Below are 16,324 nucleotides of genomic sequence, written 5' to 3'. Positions count from 1 at the left end.
CAAGCGCGAATAGTGTAGTTCGGTATCACGCGGTCGTGCCACGACCGAGACGGGCGTTCGAATCGCCCCTCGCGCACTCAGAGCGCAGCTCGTGAATCAGATAGCCCGGGCGACGCTCTTCAACAGAGGCGACATCATGGCAATCTCCAGTGACAACGACCCCGAACCGACGACGACTGCTGTCGTCACAATCCGCATCCCGTGTGGTGAAGACAGCGATCTCGTCACCGACGCCGAAGAGCGCCTCTTGCGGGCCGAGGACATCAATACCGTCACGGTTGACGATCTGCACGGTATCGATCCGAAGCTTTCGGCAACGGTCATCACCATCGGTATCACGCTTTGCTGGACCAGTACAATGACCAATGCGGAGATGAGGAGACGGCTTGTCGAGGTCCCCGGCCTTGAGTCAATCGAACGGATCGGATGAGGCGTCATGAACACACTAGTGAGCGACAAGTCCGACGTTGATTCGGAGTAGACGAGTGTCTGCGGTACAACCTGAATAGTGGAACTGCACAACGTAGGTACCCTCTCATGTACCTACGTATGTACGTGAGTACGTACACGAGAGTGTACCACGAGGCGGAGGTAGATTTTAGAAGAGGAGTCACTTTGTCGACGGCATGTTTCGACGGTCGTTCCTCGGTGCTCTCTCAGCAGTACCGTCACTTCCGCTGATCCCCGACCGAGTCCGTCAGGATCAGAGCCCGCCCGTACCGTCCGAAGACAATTTCATGTTCTGGTTCCACTTCTATGGGGCCATCCAACGTGACCGGCCAATGAGCACGGAATGGGCGCGCGAAAAGACCGTGGAGGAGTTGGATCTGCAGAACCTCACCGACGCCGAAGCCGTCCGGCTCTTAGAATTAGCGAACGAAGGGGTGTACGACACTGATGATGTGCCCGAACGATGGCGCACCCTCTTCGAGAGGCTGGAACAGGAACTCTGAGGGGCGAGGAATTGCGCGGAAGCAGAAGGAATTCTATCTGAATTGCTGAGGTGCGTGGTGGGATGAGAGTCGAAGTTGGACGGCAAAACCTCTCGCGCGCGCCGCCAATTACACCCTCTACCCAAGAATTATGTCCTCACAGTGTCATTCAAATGCAAGCGAATCGCATGACACCGGCGACCCCCGTTCCGAAACGTGATGAAATCAAAACGGCCGAAGAGGGGTTCCTTTATAAGCGCCGTACCGCCGTCTGCCAAATGTTGCCCGTCACGCAGAATGATGGGCGCTGCAGGATTTGAACCCGCGACATCTTGGTCCGAAGCCAAGCACTCTGTCCAAGCTGAGTTAAGCGCCCTCGAAATCCGATTGTAGGCTCATCCGCTTAAGTTCCGCGGTTCGTCGGCTACCCACTGGCCGTCCCCGAGTCGCGCTGGTGATGCTCTCGCGAACGGAGCCGACGCATGCCGCGACCGAGGACCGTTCCAAACCCACCGACGACCATCCCGACCAAAAGCGCGACCGATAGCTCCCACGCGAGCCCGGTCTCGGCGGGGATCGTCACTGGAACGAACGGTGCAACCGCTCCCACGATGGGGACGACTCCGACTGCACCGATCAGCGGAGACACCGCAAGCAACACCGATCCTGCAACGCCGCCGTGGGCGTAACCGTAGCCCGCCGCCGAAATAAGTCCGAGAGCTGCGAGGCCGAAAAGCACCGCATAGCCGTCCGAGGTGGACCGGGCGATCGCTCCCGGTAGCGTAAACTGGACGGTCAGAGCGATCGCGATCGCCCAGACGAACGCACGTTCGCTTCCCGTCGTTCTCAACGTCATGTCCACTTGCGAGAGGTACGGGTCCCGTTCATTTTGCCGTTTCGTCCCGCTTTGCCGTCCGACCGTCTCGGTCGGGGGTGAGGTTCCCGTGGCGGTCGATCTCGCCACGAACGATCCGCGTCGAAGAGATTCGGTCGTCGTCGGCAGCGGGTACGTGGTCGACCACCTCGATCTGCAGCGGGGGCAGCCCGCGCTCGACCCGGAGGTCGTTGATCCGCTTTCCGCCGTCGACAGTTTCCGGGGAGACGATCAGCGCGTCGAACCCGGGCTCCGTCGCGATACCGGTCGGCCGTTCGAGCTTCCTGATCTCGAACTCCCGGCCGTGCTCTTCGGCGAGCGGCTCGAGCTCGGCTTTCAGGTCGCGCTTGCGCTCCCCGTATGGGCGAACGTAGCGGTCGACGTGCCGGGTTTCGGGTGCGAGCTCGTCCGACGTCAACCCGACGGTGACGTCCCCGAGTTCGAACGCCCGCCTGAATAACGCGAGGTGACCGTCGTGAACGGGATCGAAGGTCCCGCCCAGCGCGACGTTCATACAGGTGGGTTGACGCCGTCTCCCTTAAATGGACGCATCGGATTCCACGCGAGAAAACCGGGACCGATCGAAGGACCACCTATTCCTCGTCCTGCACCTCGTCGTCCACGTCTTCATCTTGCGGCTCTTCGTCGTCTGTCTCTTCGTCGCCGGCCTGCTCGCCGCCCCCTTCGACCGTAATACGTACTGGCTCGGAGCTTTCACTCTCCTCGTCACCGAGGCGGCGATCCAGGTTGAACACGGTATTGAGCTCCGACTGGATCTGATCGACGACACCGTGTACCAGTTCGCTCGGCGGGATCGCCTGGTACTCGTAGGGATTGTTACCTGCGCCGGCGCTTTCGCGCTTCTGGCGCTCGACGGTGCCTTCGTCGTGGAGCTCTGCGAGCGCCTCGCGCACAGTACTCGGATACAGTCCGGTCCCGTCGGCGATCTCCTCGCTCGTGCTGTCGGGGTTCTCACGGAGGTACACGTAGATTCGGGCTTTCGTTTCCGTGTCCAAGAGCCACGAGAGCAGGTCGACGATCCCGCGGTCGAACTCCTCGACTGCACGGTCGGCCTCCTCTTCGATGCGCTCGCGGGTCTTTTTCAGTTCCTCTTTTGCGGCCTTCCCGGGCGACTTCTCGCCGTCGTCGAACTCCCCATCGAGTTCCTCGTCGGATTCGTCTGCCTCGTCATTCTCGCTTTCGAGTTTCTCGTACTCGAATTCGTCATCTCGGTCGTCAGGGTCGTCTTCGGGGGTCATGTGTTCTGTGTCGTAGGTCAGAACTCCGCGGGCAAAAGAGTTTCTCGTCGTTTTTCTTCCGACAGGACTCTTTCTGGTCGACGGAATCCTCTTCACTCGGACAGTAGCAAGTCCTGACACAGCGAGTCGATACCCTCCTCGGCGTGGATGCGACGCTGACGTGTCGCACCGCTTTCCCGGTCGAGGACGCCGGAGAGCCCGTCGACGCCCAACCGCTCACACTCGCGATCGACGAATTCTTCGAGGGAAACAGTCCCCGAGTCGGCAGTCATAAAGGTGGCGTCGTGGCCGTGCCGGATCGCCCGCCACTTGTTCTCGTCGAGGAGTTCCCGCCTGATCTCGGTTCCCGGTTCTCCGTCTTCGTATCGCTCGGCGAGATCCACGACCAGCGCGTGGACGTACTCGGCGAACGCGAGCACGATTTCGGGATCGCGCTGTCCGTCGGGTGCCCGCATCTCGACGGAGCCGTGACCGCTGTGCGGACGAACGTCGTACCAGAGCCCACCCCGATCGTCGATCGACCCATCCTCGACCATCCGACGTTCGAACCGCTCGAACGCGTCGTAATCCTCGAAGGCGGTGGGCATCCCGGTGTTGGGCAACCCCTCGAATATCTTCGCTCGGGCCGATTCAAGCCCGGTGTCGTAGCCGTTCCAGAACGGGGAATTCGCCGACACCGCGAGCAGCACGGGGGCGTACCAGCGGAGCTCGTTTGCGACCCAGACGGCCTTGTCCGGGTCGTCGACGCCGACGTGGAGATGTAGCCCGGCGGTGGTATTGCGATGCTGGGGGTACTGGATGCGATCCAGTTGCGCTTTGTACCGCGGTTTTTGCGTGTGATCCAGTTCTCGCCATCGGGCCTCTGGATGGAGCCCGGCGCCCGCGATCTGGAACCCCTGCGATTCGGCGTGGTCCACGAGCGCCGCCCGGACGCGCTCGAGCTCTTGGCGTGCGTTGGAGGGATCCTCGATCAGTGGTGTCTGCGTCTCGATCGTGCACTTGAACAGTTCGTGATCGATCCGACCGTCCAGCGCCGCCGGCGGTTCCGTCTCGTAGACGAGTTCGTCCGTCCCGGACGTCGGACGCCCCGTCTCGTCGACAATAAAAAACTCCTCTTCGATACCGAGAACGCCCATCCGATCGAAGGCGTCACGAGACCCGAGATCCATTACCCCCAGTTCGGTTTGAATGCCTAAATATGTCGTGAAGGCGGTCGCCCAGTCCGCAATACGGACCCGATTCTACAGAACCCAATGGGCACCGAACCCTCACCGTGGCCGGGCGACGACGCCGAGGTGATCCTCGTGATACGGCGCCAGCTTCCGGGTTTCGAGCGGTTCGTACTCGCGTTCGAGTTCCTGTAGCACGGTCTCGAAGACGGTCTCGGGGGAGGCCGTGACGTCCTCACTTCTGGCTTTCACCGAAAGCAGGAGTCGCCCGTTCTCCCGGAGGAACTGCCTGTTGCGGTTCGCGACGGCAGCCTGTCCACGGGTCGCAACGTCCTGAACGATGACGTCGATGTCGGCTTCGACGACGTGGGCGTACGTCTCCGGTTTCCGTGCGTCCTTCAACAGCGGGAAGAGGCTGTCTCGACTCTCTGCGACGTCCAGCAGGTCCCGCATCGGCCTCGCAGCGAACTCCACGGCGTAGGTGGGACCCGCAAAGTCCGCAACGTGGCTGACCGTCGTTCCATTCGCCGCACCGAGATACAGCACCGTATCGCCCGCCTCGAGTCCGGTGTCCAGGCCGAGTTCGAGCATCGCCCCAAGTTTGGAACGCCCGGCGTCCCAGACCCGCCAGCCGTCCGCTGTCGGCTCTCCGTAGACGGGCTCCCCGCGGGTGGCGAGCCGCTCTGAACCGCCGATCCGCCGGCGCGTCACGCCCGCCGGGAGCCTATCGGATGACGAATCTGCAGACGACCCCGGCGACGAGTCAGTCATTCGCTGTCACCTCCGGACGCGTCCGGCCGCCGTGCCCGGATCGTCTCGATCCGGTCGCGCATTTCCTCGTGGATCTCGGGACGGTGCTCTCCGCTGTAGTGATCGATCCGCGCGGCGATGGCGAGCTTTCCGGCGAACGCCCGTGCCGCCGAGCCGCGGTCGTCCGGGTGGGTCCCCTTGACGTACTCGTGGGTGTAGATCACGCCGTGTTTCGGCGAGGGGGCCCGACCCGACAGGTGGGCAAAGAGGGCGTCTTCGGCGCCGAGCAGCTGGACGGTGCCTGCCGGCTTTTTCGCCAGCGTCTCGAGCCCGCCCGCAAGCGCGATCAGTCGCGCGGCGAGCACCGGACCCGCCATCTCCGCGAGGTTCGGCGCGACCGCCGGCGCCTGGCGCTCGATGAACGCCCGGTGCTCGTCGGCTTCCGTCCCGAGGTCGGCGGCGAGACCGGCCAGTGAGAGCAACCGCTCTTCGGCCGGGCCGTCCGGCTCCCGGTCCGCGAGCCAGTCCACGCCGGCGGAGCCGTCCGGGACGTCGTCGAACCGGGTCCCCGCCCATTCGAGAACCCGTTCGGTGAGTTCATTGGCGACGCGCTCGGCGTCGTCCATTGCCCGGACCGCGTGAACCAGCTGTGCGTCGTCGGCACGCTCCCGTTTGCGGACTTCCGCACGGGCGGCTGCCATCGTCGCCTCGTGGAGTCGGCGGTAGTAGTCGGCTTCGGAGTCGGCGTAGCCGACTTCGACGGCGAGCTCCGGCCAGTCGGCCGGCGCGTCGGCGGTCCCCTCGTCGATCGCGGTCCCGGCGGCCTCGAGGTCCGCCGGATCCAGCCCCGAAAACCAGGCCGCCCCCGGGGCGTCGGTCACGTCCGTCGCGTCGGTCGTGTCGGTCATTACGGTGCGTTTCATCCCGTGGTCGTATATGCGTTCCCGAAAAGCCGGGCGAATGCCGACGGATCAGGTCTGATCCCAGATACGCCTTTTAAACCATCGAGGAATCCGATCGGCAGCTACCCGTCGAACCCAGAGCGGGAGCCCGAAGCTACGGACAGTCGACCGATCGCTCGAGCTGGACGGACACACCGCTCCCCGACGCCTCGACGGACAGCGTTGCGTCACAGGAAACCGCCGAGAACGTCTGGCTCGTCTCCTCGCCGGGGTAAAGCGGGCCGTCGTCGAGGAGGGAAACCGACGAGTTTCCGATCGTAACCGAGACCTCCGAGAGCGCAATCCCGGGCGCGAACTGATTTCTGACCGTTATTTCGAGCTCCGTCGTCTCGTTTGCCGTGGCATTCGTGGTCTGTTCGAATCCGAGGAACGCGGTTTGATCGTCGGCGATGTCGACGGTCACGCTGCGTTCCGCCGCCGTCGCACTGAATCCGGCCGTGGCCGATGCGAGGGAGAGTCCCAGGACCAGAATCACTGAAAGCAGCATCCATCGACGGCGGTTCACTCTTCGGTCACCTCCGGTGGGGTCTCGCGTGCGCCGAGTCGCATCCGATAGTAGTTGTCGTAGAAATGTCCCACCGAGGAAACCGAAAGCGTCGTGACGAAAAAGACGCCCCACAGGAGCAGAGAGAGACGATCGAACGGAAAGATCCCCAGCCAGACGCCTGCCAGACAGATCGCGCTCAGAAGGGAGAGTCCCAGATAGTAGACGCCCCACGGGACCGAATTGTCAGTGAGAGAATCCACGTAGAAGTTGGTGTGTGAAATGGTCTCAGTGAGTGAGACTGTCCCCTGCCGCGAGTCGAACTCGATGAAGCCGTAGTCGGCCATTTTCGGCAGGTGGAACTGTCGGAGCGCGTTCCGCACTCGCTTTCGTTCCCTGTGGGTGAGGTCGTCGATTTCTTTGCCGTACTCCCAGCTTGCGACCCGGTCTGTGATCTCGGACACCGAGGCGTCGTCCCCGTTCTGTTTGAGGTAGTGAATCACGAACCGTCGTCGCTGATTGCTGAGCACCTCGAGCATGTCGTCTCTCGTGAAGTCGTCGTCCCTGTCCGTCGATTGATCCGGAACCGGTTTCAGTACATTGCTCATGTGTCCCCCCTCTCAGCGTCGTACGCGATCGATCCCCCGATCCATTCGAGCGATTTTCGTTGCGAGTGGCCAGCGTCGTCGTCGGGTTATGCAATCACTACACCCGATTTTTAGTATGTGGGTACTTATCAGGCGCAAAGAGTCTCTGTCGACTTCGTTTCTGTAGTCTGGAATATTATATGAAATTGCAGTAACGAAATCATACTCTGTACGCGGCCGGGATTATTGACGGCTTAACGACTGTGGCAAATACAGATAACTCAATGACATGTCGTCAAACGAAATTGCTCGACGGGGGATGTGCTGAGGCTCACGACGTCGTGCCGGATGCGACTCCGCAGAGAGTCTCTGTCGCTCCCGAATAGACACTCTGTCAGATTGACTGATAGTATATTCCAAAGTGGGTCTCGGTAGTTTTGATGAATACGCGCCCGGTTGATGATCGATTCGGAGTCGTCGAATCAGCAGAGACGGGGCGTGTCAACGAGGGAGATTCACAATGGAACGACGCAAATTACTGATCGGAATGGGATCGCTCGCCGTCGGCGGGGCGGCTGCAATGGGTAGTGGTGCGTTTACGAGTGTGGACGCAAGGCGTGACATCAGAATCGTAGTTTCAGATGACAACGACGCCTTGCTCACTTTCAACACTGACGGTGGTGAGAATACCAAGTACTCAGAACTGAATGGCGATACACTTTCCGTCGATATCAGTGGAGACGATAATGAAGGCCTCAATCTGGACGCGACGACTACCTTCCTCCAGCTTTTCGAAGTCGAAAACCAGGGATCGAATGTTGTCGGCGTCAAGCTCTCGCATGGCGACTTTGGTGATGATTTCGAGAGTGTAGGCTGGTTCGTCGGTGACGAACACAATGCCAACGACCCATATTCGAATACCATGTCCCACGAGGACATCCAAGATTATGAGTGGGGGGACCCGGATGATGATCTGCGCATCCTTGAGCCGGGTGAATCCGTGTGGGTTGGTGCGTACTTCCACAACCCCGACGAAACCTTCTCAAGGAACTACGAATTCGAAATCAAAGCTCACACCCAGGATTCGGCTGAACAGAACAACGTGTGAGTCATCCGCTCACGATATAATGGTGATAGGTGATGAAACGACGGAAATTCATCGTCGGCTTCGGCGGGGCCGCGGCAGGCGGAGCCGCGCTGCTCGGGTCCGGGGCGTTTACGTCGGTCACGGCCGACCGGGGCATCTCCGTAGAGGTCGTCGGAGACAATTCGGCCTTCCTCCGGATGACGCCGGTCGTCCACAAGATAGAGGAGGTTGACCCAGACGACGCTCCCGTCGCCGAAGTCGATGGTGTTCTGACCGTCGATACGAGTCGGCCCCTAGCCAGCGGTGTGAACGCCGATGCGACGACCTGGATCGGAACGCCAGATCCCGCAAACGAGAGTGCCTGGGTGGATGAGGATGATGATAATATCGACTGGGTGGGTGATCACACCTACACGCCGCGGGCCGCGTTCGGCGTCGAGAACCGTGGGACACAGGAGTACGAGCTCACATTCGCGTACGAGTTCGATGGTACTTCCAGTTCCTCCGATATCGAGTTTCACTTCTACAACGGCTGGGCACCTCAGATCGGTGGGCCGAGAGACTACGGTTCTTTCGAGAACGAGGGATCACTTACTATCGAAGCTAGCGAGGGTGACGCTTCGTTCAGACTCGGAAAACGGATCTTCGGATCGATTAAAATCGAAACCGGTGATGTTGGCGACGACCTCTCGGGAACGCTGACTATCACCGCAGAAGCACCGTGATAGCAAAATTCGCGACCACCATCATTGGTGATATCCACGCTGGTGCGTGGGGGGCCCGGGCCTCGCCGGGGCTCGTAATTTGGCTTCGCCCCAGTTCGGTGGTTCGACCCTTCCGCCCCCTCGACAGAACCCGCAGAACATCAAAAGCAGACACCTACTGGCAGAGATGGCCGGACTCAGGGCCGGCAGCACCGCGATCGTTGGGTCGAACGGGTCCACTGATACCAGCCCCGCCGGCGGCATCGCGGTCGAGGTCACGCACACCGCGAGCCTCTCTCCGGAACGAACCCTGTCGGATCGAAGAGGAAGAACAACCCAACGCGGCGTCTCTCGTAAACGTCGGCGGGTAGACGTCGATTGACCTCACCGACAGCAACGACAGCGTCAGGGGAATCGGCGTCAACCACAGGGCGTTGACGGTAGGCCACAACGTCTTCGCGACCTGCAATCGGGGACCGCGCCCTCATTGTGTCGCCGTCCCGGAGATCCCCAAGGGCGCCGACGTCCCGGTGAGGTTCGACTCCGGGCCGGGCGATCCAGCGGTGGCCTTCTCCCTCTGTGCCGACAGCGAGCGAACACTCGACGTCGACGTCGTCGATCTCGACGCCCTCCATCCCCCTTCCCACTTAAAAACGTGCGAAAGCATACGTACCCGGAACCCGAAATTCATCCCATGTTTGGATTCAGGGACGACTCGAACGCCGTTGACGACGGCGACTTCGAGGCCGCCCGCGACCGGATGGTCGACCGGCTCGAAGAGCGGGGCTCCATCCGGCGGTCGTCCACCGCGCGGGCGCTCCGGGCCGTCCCTCGCCACGAGTTCGTCCCCGACTCGCGGCGCCGGAACGCCTACGCCGACCGACCGCTCCCGATCGGTCACGACCAGACTGTGAGTGCGCCCCACATGGTCGCGGTGATGACGGACCTGCTCGAACTCGAGACGGACGATCGGGTCCTCGAGATCGGCACCGGCTGCGGATATCACGCGGCCGTCGTCGCGGAGATCGTCGGCCCGGGCAACGTCTACACTGTCGAGTACGTCGAGGAACACGCGACGAGGGCCCGGGAACGCCTCGAAGAACTGGGATACGACATCCACGTCAGGAAGGGGGACGGCCACCGTGGCTGGCCCGAGCACGCCCCCTATGACGCCGCCTACCTCACCTGTGCGACGCCGGAGATCCCGGACGCGGTCGTTGAGCAGGTCCGGGAAGGCGGCGTGGTGGTCGGTCCCGTCGGTCGCGGCTATCAAGAGCTCGTCCGACTGCAGATCGATTCAGACGGCGTCAGTCGAGAAAGCCACGGCGGCGTTCGGTTCGTTCCGATGCGTGGCGGTGGGTGAGGGACCACACCGAGACAACTGCAGGACGGAGCGCACAGTTCAAGAGGGACGACGGCCGAGAGGAGAACATGGACCCAGCGGTGCTCCGGGACGACATGGTCGAGGGACTCGAATACGGCCTCGACGAGCCGCTCGATCCGGAGGTATCCTGGGCGATGCGGACGGTTCCTCGACACGAGTTTCTTGACGAGGCCCCATACGAAAACCGCCCAACAGAGGCGTACGGGACCCGGGTGCTTGCACCGAAAACGGCCGCCCAGTTTGTCGATGCACTCGCCGCCGACGAGGGTGACGACGTGCTCGTCGTCGGCGCGGGGATCGGATACACCGTCGCAGTGATCGCGGAGATCGTCGGCGACCGACACGTTCACGCCGTCGATATCGACCGTCGGGTCGTGTCCGCCGCCCGGTCGAACCTCGAGTCCGCCGGATACGGCGACGCCCTAGTGGACCGCCGGGACGGGGCCGAGGGCCTTCCGGAGTACGCTCCCTACGATCGGATCCTTCTGGAGGCGGCGGTCGTTCGCCCGCCGACCGCGCTCCTCGATCAGCTCGCCCCGGAGGGGACGATCGTGTTCCCCCGGGGAATGGGCAGCCAGCAGATAGTCGTCGGGGAACGGGATCGGTCGGCGCCGGACGGATACCGGATTCTCGAAGAGTACGGCCTGGTCCAGCTCGGACCGCTGCTCGCGAAAGGCGAACGGCACACCGGCCCGGCCCGAAACCGGACGGTTCGCGAGGACGCGGAGTTTCAGAGCCAGGGGTATTTTGCCCGCAGCGGCTGGGAGTACGACTGGGTCGACTGGGAAGATCAGCTGTAGACAGTTACGGAAAATTCGAGGCGAAAGCCTCGCGCTTTAGCGCAGGGAGGATGTCAATCGAAGTCGTCGGGTTCCTCCCAGCGATCGGCGGGATGAACCGGTTCGACCGCGTGATCCAGTTCCGCCTCGGAGTAGTCGCGTTCTGGATCCAGAAGCATTGCAAGTCGTTGCCAGCGGGCACTGAGATCGCGTTCTCCTTCCGGCCCGACGCGGGCGCCGCGTGTCTTGAAAAACCGGGTGTCGCGTCCGAGCCGGCTCCCCTCGCCGGTGTGCATATCGAAGGCGACGTCGTACTCGCCGCCGGGTTCGAGATCGCCGACAGGAAAGTCGTGGGCTGGCTCGTCGTCGTTCTCCCGAGCCTTCGCCCGGACGTCAGCGACCCGGCGGAAGTACTCGTCGGCGTTTGAACTCTCCCGGGTCGAGGGGGCACGGGCGGCAGCGAGCGCCGCGTGGCTCGCACACAGTCGGCCGCGCCACTCGTCGGGTTCCCACCGCTCGGTTGCGAGCTGTTCGTAGCGTTCGATCAGGAGCGCAACCTCGTGGCCGGCCCGGAGATCCTCGACCACGTAGAGGTTGAGTCGGTCCCAGAGGTTCCAGGCGTATCCGGAGCGGGCGAGCTCCCAGGCGGCCCAGGCGGCGACCTCCTCGTCGGAGCGTCGAACCGCCTTCTGGAGCAGGCTGGAGACGGCGTATCGGTTGTAGCCGCCGTCGGTTTCGTCGGGGTCTTTCTGCTCGCCGAAGTCGTTTTGTCCCGTTGCTTCAGGCGGCGTGTCGGTTTCGAGGCTTCCGTCAGAGCCGAAGGTCGCCTGTCGGCCGTCGTCTTCGTTCGCCATGCGCGTTACCTGCACTTTCGGACCCGTCGTCTAAAACCTCACGAGCCAGCGAACCACCGGGGGCGTCGGGGAAACCAAGGGCTGGCAGCCGGCTCGGGCAGTTCGAATGAGAACCCTTAAATTGTGAGACGCGCCTACGATACAGTGACCGCCCTTAGCTCAGCCTGGTAGAGCAGCCGACTGTAGATCGGCTTGCCCCCCGTTCAAATCGGGGAGGGCGGATTTTTGCTGCGAGCAACGCGAGCAGTCAAAAATCCAACCGACCCGATTTGAGCAGACGAGTCGCAGCCCGGGAGCGCAGCGGAGCGAGCACCCCGGACCGTCTCGACGAGTTCAAATCGGGGAGGGCGGATACGAAAAAAAGCCGAAGTCGGTGACTTCGGTGATTCGACTTCTCCAAAAACCCGTTGCGAAGAGTGTGAGGCCCACGTATCGAGAGACTTCCGTCGTGTCTACGGCGACGGAAACGACCGTGCCCACCGGTGCCCACAGTGCGACACCTGGGTTCGGCTCTTCGAGGGGAGCGCCGCCGGAAAAGACGTGCCGACACCCGACGCCCGTGAGAATCCCGGCCGTCACGGCGCCGAAGCCGGGGGGTGGTCCCGGTGAGGTTCGTCCGTGCGTCCCAGCTCTACAACCCGAGCACTGGCGAGCGGATCGCCCACCCGGACGCCGGCGCGAGTGACTACGAACGAACCAGGGCCAGTTAACTACAGACGTCGCCGCTTTGTTCCGATCGTTCCTGAACGGTATCACCGGCAAACCCTCAACAAACCCGAACCCGAACCACTGTCGGGCGAATTCGGACGAGACATCGCAGTCGACAGCCCATCGACGGTCATGCCCAACAAACGAGGGGAACCACGTCGGACAGTTCCGGACCGAATCGCCTCCGAAACTGGAAAGTCGGTAGTCTTTATCAGTAGTTGGCAATATGACCGGCGTTTATACACGAAACCGGAGTACTCGAACGTGGAACGCTAGTTTGCGAGTTCCGACCCGAATAAAGAAGATCGAATTGCCAACAACTGTTATCGAGGTCGGGCGGGATCACCGCCTCCCTAGGCCCAGATGTCGTCTGCGACCTTCTCCAGTCCGACCTCCTCGAGGGTGGAGCGCTGCGGCTTGCCGGTCCGTTCGTCCCAGCCGTTGAGCCGGTAGACCTCTCTGATCATCCACTCGAGATGCTGTTTCATCTCCTTTCCGGCACCGAGACCTTCGGGCGGTTCCTCCACGATACGTTCGGGGACGTCGAGGTCGTTCTCGGCGGTGTGACCGAAGCGTGCCCCGAACCCGCGCTCGAAGTGGACGAGCCGCTCGCCGACTTCGAGGGCGTCCTCCCGGGTGAACTCCCAGCCGGTGACTGCAGCCACTGCCTGCGCGGAGAGTTCGACCTGATCCGGAACGCCCCACGTCCCGAACCAGCAGGTGCCGTTGGCGTCGTCCCAGTACTTCACGGGCCAGGTGTTGACGACGTCCGTCGGTTTTTCTTTCCAGTCGAAGGGGTCCTGGAACTCCTCGTAGCCGGCGTCGTAGGGGATTCCCCACGCGTCGGCGCCGGGCGCGGGCCAACTCGCGCTCGGCCCGACGATCTGACCGAGCATAATCCCCCAGGCGGCCCGCCAGTCGTGAAGGTTCATCCCGGAGTCTTTGACGTGGACAGCCCGGTCGTGGGCGTCCCCACCGGCCCAGTCGGCGGCGTAGCCGGGGCCCTCGGCGAGCACCTCGCCGAGCGTTCCCTCGCGGTGGGCCGCCATCTCCAGGAGCTGCTCGACGAGTTCGGGATCGCCCCAGCCGAGTTCGATCCCGTCAGTGTCTTCGTCGTCGATCAGTCCTTCCTGATACGCCTCGATGAGGACCGCCATCGAGGCGCCGATGCCGCTGGACTCGAAGCCGAGCCGGTCACACCGATCGGTGAGATAGTGGACCCAGTCGGTGTCGTAGACGCCGACGATTGAAGCAGACCCCTCCAGGTTCTCGCCGCCCCCGGCGGGCGTCGCGACGTACCCTTCGTTCGGTCCCTCGACGTATTCGAAGTCGTACGAACAGCCGACCGGGCAGCCGAAGCAGGGCCGTGGGTCGATGTCGTGGTCCGCCATCCCCTGGCCCCACTCGTGATCGGGACCCGGCACCTCGAGCATGTTCTTCGCGACCGTCATCGACGTCTCTTTGGGGTACTCGTATTCACCCGAGGGGATACCGGCGTCCGACAGCCCCTGATAGACGGTGCTCTCTTCGAGGTTCTCGTTCCATCGCTTCGCGATTTCACGGAGCCGGTCTTCGTCGTGAATCGGTACCTCACCGGTTCCCCGCACCCCGATCGCCTTCAAGTTCTTCGAACCCATAATCTGACCGACACCGGAGTGGGAAAACGAGTGGTTCTTGTCGTTTTCGATGAGCGCCCCGTCACACAGATTTTCGCCCGCTGGTCCGATGGCGGCCACGCTCATCTCACCGGGCAGCTCCGTTGTGTAACCTAGTTCCTCCTTGAGGAGGTCCTCCGTGTCGTGGGTGTCGGCGCCCTCCAGATCGCTCGCGTCCCGTAGTTCGATCGAGCCGTTTTCGATGACGAGCGACGTCCACTCGTCTGCGGCACCGGTGATGACGAGCCCGTCGTAACCGGCGCGCTTCAGTCGCGGTCCGAACCAGCCGTGCGAGTGGGATCGACCCGCCGTGAATCCCGTGTCACCGTTCAGCGTCGTGATCGTCGCATTCGTCGCCGCCGGCACCATCGGCAGCCCCGTCAGCGGTCCCGTCGTCAACACCATCGGGTTCTCGGGGTCCAGCGGATCGATTCCCGGTTCGATCCTGCCGTACAGCAAATGCAGTCCGAGCCCGGAACAGCCGACGTACGCTTTCAGCACCTCGTCGTCCGGGAACGGTAGTTCCGTGACCTCCCCCGTGGTCAGGTTCACCTCGAGTAGTGTTTCTGCGTAGCCTCCCTGTGGCATGGCTCCAGATAAAAATGTCACTTCTCGAACTATTGCTCTTCTGCTGTAATATTGGCGTCTTTATAATGATTAATAATGCAAGTAGTCCAGCGCGGAGACGAGACTGTAGCCCACGGTCTATTTTTCTTCTTCCGTAGTGATGGCGGATGTCAACCTGGCGGATGTCAACCGAAACGGCACAACTCTGGCCCGTACAGGTATGAGAGCAACTCAACTTTCGACCAGTCTGCGACGTGGGGCTATCCGCGTCGCCGGAGGAGGAACAGACTGACGGCAATTGCAACGAGGGCAATCGCGGCACCGAATCCGGTGGCATCCTCGTCGGTCGGCGTCTCGGTGGGCGTCGGCGTCTCGGTGGGTGTCGGTGTCGCGGTGGGCGTCGGCGTCTCCGGTTCGTCGGCGACGACCCGGACCGTCACCGGTTCGGACTCGATACCGTCCCTGACGGCGACGATTTCGCGCTGGGTTGCCCCCTCGAGTCGGAACGTGGCGACGCCGTCATCGCCGGTTTCGGCGACGTCCTCGCCGTCGACCCGGATCGTCGCACCCTCGACGGGGTCGTCGTACTCGTCGAGAACAGAGACGGTGAGCCGCTCGCCAGAGACGATCCGCTCGTTGCTCGGTTCCACCGCGAGTGTGGGTTCGCGGTTTATCATCAACGAGACGTTCCGATCGACTTCGCGGATCCGGACCGACCGTGAAGTGGGACTGTATCCCTCCCTGTCGGCGGTGACGGTGAGCCACGCGTTGACGGGAGCCCGAACGGTGGCCTCGCCGTCACTCAACGTCGTGACGGTCCCGACGTCCTCGATGTCGATCTGGGCCCCTTCGATGGGTCGAGGCTCCTCGTAATAATCGTCGGCGACGTCGATCGCAAGCAGGACCGATCCGCTCCGGAGTTCGAACTCTTGTGTCACGTCACCGTCGACAGTGACCTCGTGGGTCTGCTGGAAGTAGCCCTGCTTCACGACCGAAACGGTGTACTCGCCCTGTTCGATGACGCCCGAATCGAACTCGCCGTCGGCCGTCGTTTCACCGTCGACGATTCGCACGCGATCCTTGCGAACGGTGACGGTTACGTCCGCTACGGACGTCTCGTCGTGCGTCGTCGTCACGACGATTCCACCCTGTCTGGCGACGTCGACTGTGACGTCCCGTTCGGTGGCGTTCTCGACGAGGAACGGAGTGTTTCTGACGTACTCGTCGTGTGCGACATCGATTTCGACGTCTGCAGCGCGTTCGACGTCTACGAACGCTCGGCCGTTGCTCGCGGTCGTCGCTGTCGTTTCGCCATCGTCCCAGGTGGCAGTCAGTTGTGCACCGCCGACGGGGTTGCCGTCCCGATCCTCGACGCTGACGGTCAACGTCACGGCGTCGTCCTGGGCGGCACCACCCCCGGCAGCCCCGATCGCTCCCAGCCCGAAGACAGCTAGTACGGCGATACCCACCACGGCCCACACCCGGATTGAAGCCATACTGTAGACAACTACACCCAGTGATAAAATACCGTACGGCAGTTTACCCGACTTAAACACTGCCTAACTCCAA

19 protein-coding genes and 3 tRNA genes are annotated in these 16,324 nt (G+C 62.4%); 9 read left to right on the top strand and 13 right to left on the bottom strand.

The window, feature by feature from the left end; translation table 11 throughout:
* Positions 1-3: 3 nt before the first annotated feature.
* From RH858_RS12830 to RH858_RS12820, 3 genes are all read left to right on the top strand, one after another.
* Positions 4-76: transfer RNA gene (locus RH858_RS12830), tRNA-Gly, on the top strand.
* Between the two features lie 60 nt (positions 77-136).
* The gene (locus RH858_RS12825) at positions 137-430 is read left to right on the top strand and encodes a hypothetical protein (RefSeq protein WP_310562081.1); all 294 of its coding nucleotides are present in this window, start codon (positions 137-139) and stop codon (positions 428-430) included.
* A gap of 352 nt (positions 431-782) precedes the next feature.
* A complete protein-coding gene (locus tag RH858_RS12820; protein WP_256288327.1) occupies positions 783-953 on the top strand; it encodes a hypothetical protein in 171 nt (56 codons plus the stop codon).
* Between the two features lie 280 nt (positions 954-1,233).
* On the opposite strand, the gene RH858_RS12815 is transcribed toward RH858_RS12820, so the two are convergent.
* The 9 genes from RH858_RS12815 to RH858_RS12775 all read right to left on the bottom strand — a co-directional run bounded on the left by RH858_RS12815 (position 1,234) and on the right by RH858_RS12775 (position 7,038).
* Positions 1,234-1,308: transfer RNA gene (locus RH858_RS12815), tRNA-Arg, on the bottom strand.
* Between the two features lie 48 nt (positions 1,309-1,356).
* Positions 1,357-1,788 (bottom strand): hypothetical protein, encoded by a 432-nt coding sequence (locus RH858_RS12810; protein ID WP_259536253.1) that lies wholly within the window; start codon positions 1,786-1,788, stop codon positions 1,357-1,359.
* 28 nt (positions 1,789-1,816) lie between these two features.
* Positions 1,817-2,320: a phosphopantetheine adenylyltransferase gene (locus tag RH858_RS12805; RefSeq protein WP_259536251.1), complete on the bottom strand. Its 504-nt coding sequence runs from the start codon at positions 2,318-2,320 to the stop codon at positions 1,817-1,819.
* A 79-nt stretch (positions 2,321-2,399) separates the two neighbouring features.
* Positions 2,400-3,065 carry a helix-turn-helix domain-containing protein gene (locus RH858_RS12800; RefSeq protein ID WP_259536249.1) on the bottom strand — a complete coding sequence of 222 codons (666 nt, stop codon included), beginning with the start codon at positions 3,063-3,065 and terminating at the stop codon, positions 2,400-2,402.
* A 92-nt stretch (positions 3,066-3,157) separates the two neighbouring features.
* Positions 3,158-4,234: a glutamate--cysteine ligase gene (locus tag RH858_RS12795; RefSeq protein ID WP_310562080.1), complete on the bottom strand. Its 1,077-nt coding sequence runs from the start codon at positions 4,232-4,234 to the stop codon at positions 3,158-3,160.
* A gap of 99 nt (positions 4,235-4,333) precedes the next feature.
* Complete coding sequence (locus RH858_RS12790; RefSeq protein ID WP_310562079.1) at positions 4,334-5,005, bottom strand: fibrillarin-like rRNA/tRNA 2'-O-methyltransferase; 672 nt, start codon at positions 5,003-5,005, stop codon at positions 4,334-4,336.
* Positions 5,002-5,892: an NOP5/NOP56 family protein gene (locus RH858_RS12785; RefSeq protein ID WP_310562078.1), complete on the bottom strand. Its 891-nt coding sequence runs from the start codon at positions 5,890-5,892 to the stop codon at positions 5,002-5,004. Before RH858_RS12785 ends, RH858_RS12790 begins: the two co-directional genes overlap by 4 nt.
* Before the next feature lie 148 nt (positions 5,893-6,040).
* The gene (locus tag RH858_RS12780; RefSeq protein WP_310562077.1) at positions 6,041-6,451 is read right to left on the bottom strand and encodes a hypothetical protein; all 411 of its coding nucleotides are present in this window, start codon (positions 6,449-6,451) and stop codon (positions 6,041-6,043) included.
* Positions 6,448-7,038 (bottom strand): hypothetical protein, encoded by a 591-nt coding sequence (locus RH858_RS12775; RefSeq protein ID WP_310562076.1) that lies wholly within the window; start codon positions 7,036-7,038, stop codon positions 6,448-6,450. The genes RH858_RS12780 and RH858_RS12775 overlap by 4 nt, the downstream gene beginning before the upstream one ends.
* A gap of 499 nt (positions 7,039-7,537) precedes the next feature.
* Here RH858_RS12775 and RH858_RS12770 point away from each other — a divergent pair, with 499 nt between their 5' ends.
* The gene (locus tag RH858_RS12770) at positions 7,538-8,125 is read left to right on the top strand and encodes a hypothetical protein (RefSeq protein ID WP_310562075.1); all 588 of its coding nucleotides are present in this window, start codon (positions 7,538-7,540) and stop codon (positions 8,123-8,125) included.
* Between the two features lie 32 nt (positions 8,126-8,157).
* Positions 8,158-8,829 carry a hypothetical protein gene (locus RH858_RS12765; protein ID WP_310562074.1) on the top strand — a complete coding sequence of 224 codons (672 nt, stop codon included), beginning with the start codon at positions 8,158-8,160 and terminating at the stop codon, positions 8,827-8,829.
* A gap of 254 nt (positions 8,830-9,083) precedes the next feature.
* Here RH858_RS12765 and RH858_RS12760 read toward each other — a convergent pair whose 3' ends face one another.
* Positions 9,084-9,443, bottom strand: a complete 360-nt coding sequence (locus RH858_RS12760; RefSeq protein WP_259536234.1) for a hypothetical protein — start codon at positions 9,441-9,443, stop codon at positions 9,084-9,086.
* Positions 9,444-9,502: 59 nt separating this feature from the next.
* On the opposite strand from RH858_RS12760, the gene RH858_RS12755 reads away from it, so the two are divergent.
* On the top strand, positions 9,503-10,171 hold the full coding sequence (locus RH858_RS12755) for a protein-L-isoaspartate(D-aspartate) O-methyltransferase (RefSeq protein ID WP_310562073.1): 669 nt from the start codon (positions 9,503-9,505) through the stop codon (positions 10,169-10,171).
* A 68-nt stretch (positions 10,172-10,239) separates the two neighbouring features.
* Complete coding sequence (locus tag RH858_RS12750; RefSeq protein WP_310562072.1) at positions 10,240-10,992, top strand: protein-L-isoaspartate O-methyltransferase; 753 nt, start codon at positions 10,240-10,242, stop codon at positions 10,990-10,992.
* Positions 10,993-11,045: 53 nt separating this feature from the next.
* Here RH858_RS12750 and RH858_RS12745 read toward each other — a convergent pair whose 3' ends face one another.
* Positions 11,046-11,825: a hypothetical protein gene (locus RH858_RS12745; protein WP_259536229.1), complete on the bottom strand. Its 780-nt coding sequence runs from the start codon at positions 11,823-11,825 to the stop codon at positions 11,046-11,048.
* 148 nt (positions 11,826-11,973) lie between these two features.
* On the opposite strand from RH858_RS12745, the gene RH858_RS12740 reads away from it, so the two are divergent.
* Both RH858_RS12740 and RH858_RS12735 read left to right on the top strand, forming a co-directional pair.
* Positions 11,974-12,047 (top strand) — tRNA-Tyr (locus RH858_RS12740).
* A gap of 129 nt (positions 12,048-12,176) precedes the next feature.
* A complete protein-coding gene (locus RH858_RS12735; protein ID WP_310562094.1) occupies positions 12,177-12,434 on the top strand; it encodes a hypothetical protein in 258 nt (85 codons plus the stop codon).
* Between the two features lie 452 nt (positions 12,435-12,886).
* Here the strand turns inward: RH858_RS12735 and RH858_RS12730 are convergent, their stop codons facing one another.
* Positions 12,887-14,776, bottom strand: a complete 1,890-nt coding sequence (locus RH858_RS12730) for an aldehyde ferredoxin oxidoreductase C-terminal domain-containing protein (RefSeq protein ID WP_259536184.1) — start codon at positions 14,774-14,776, stop codon at positions 12,887-12,889.
* 239 nt (positions 14,777-15,015) lie between these two features.
* Entirely contained in the window at positions 15,016-16,251 is a 1,236-nt protein-coding gene (locus RH858_RS12725; RefSeq protein ID WP_310562071.1) for an Ig-like domain-containing protein, read from the bottom strand.
* Between the last annotated feature and the right edge of the window lie 73 nt (positions 16,252-16,324).

The sequence above is a fragment of the Halalkaliarchaeum sp. AArc-GB genome, from assembly GCF_031432225.1.
Classification (GTDB): domain Archaea; phylum Halobacteriota; class Halobacteria; order Halobacteriales; family Haloferacaceae; genus Halalkaliarchaeum.
This window is presented reverse-complemented; position numbering and strand designations above follow the sequence as displayed.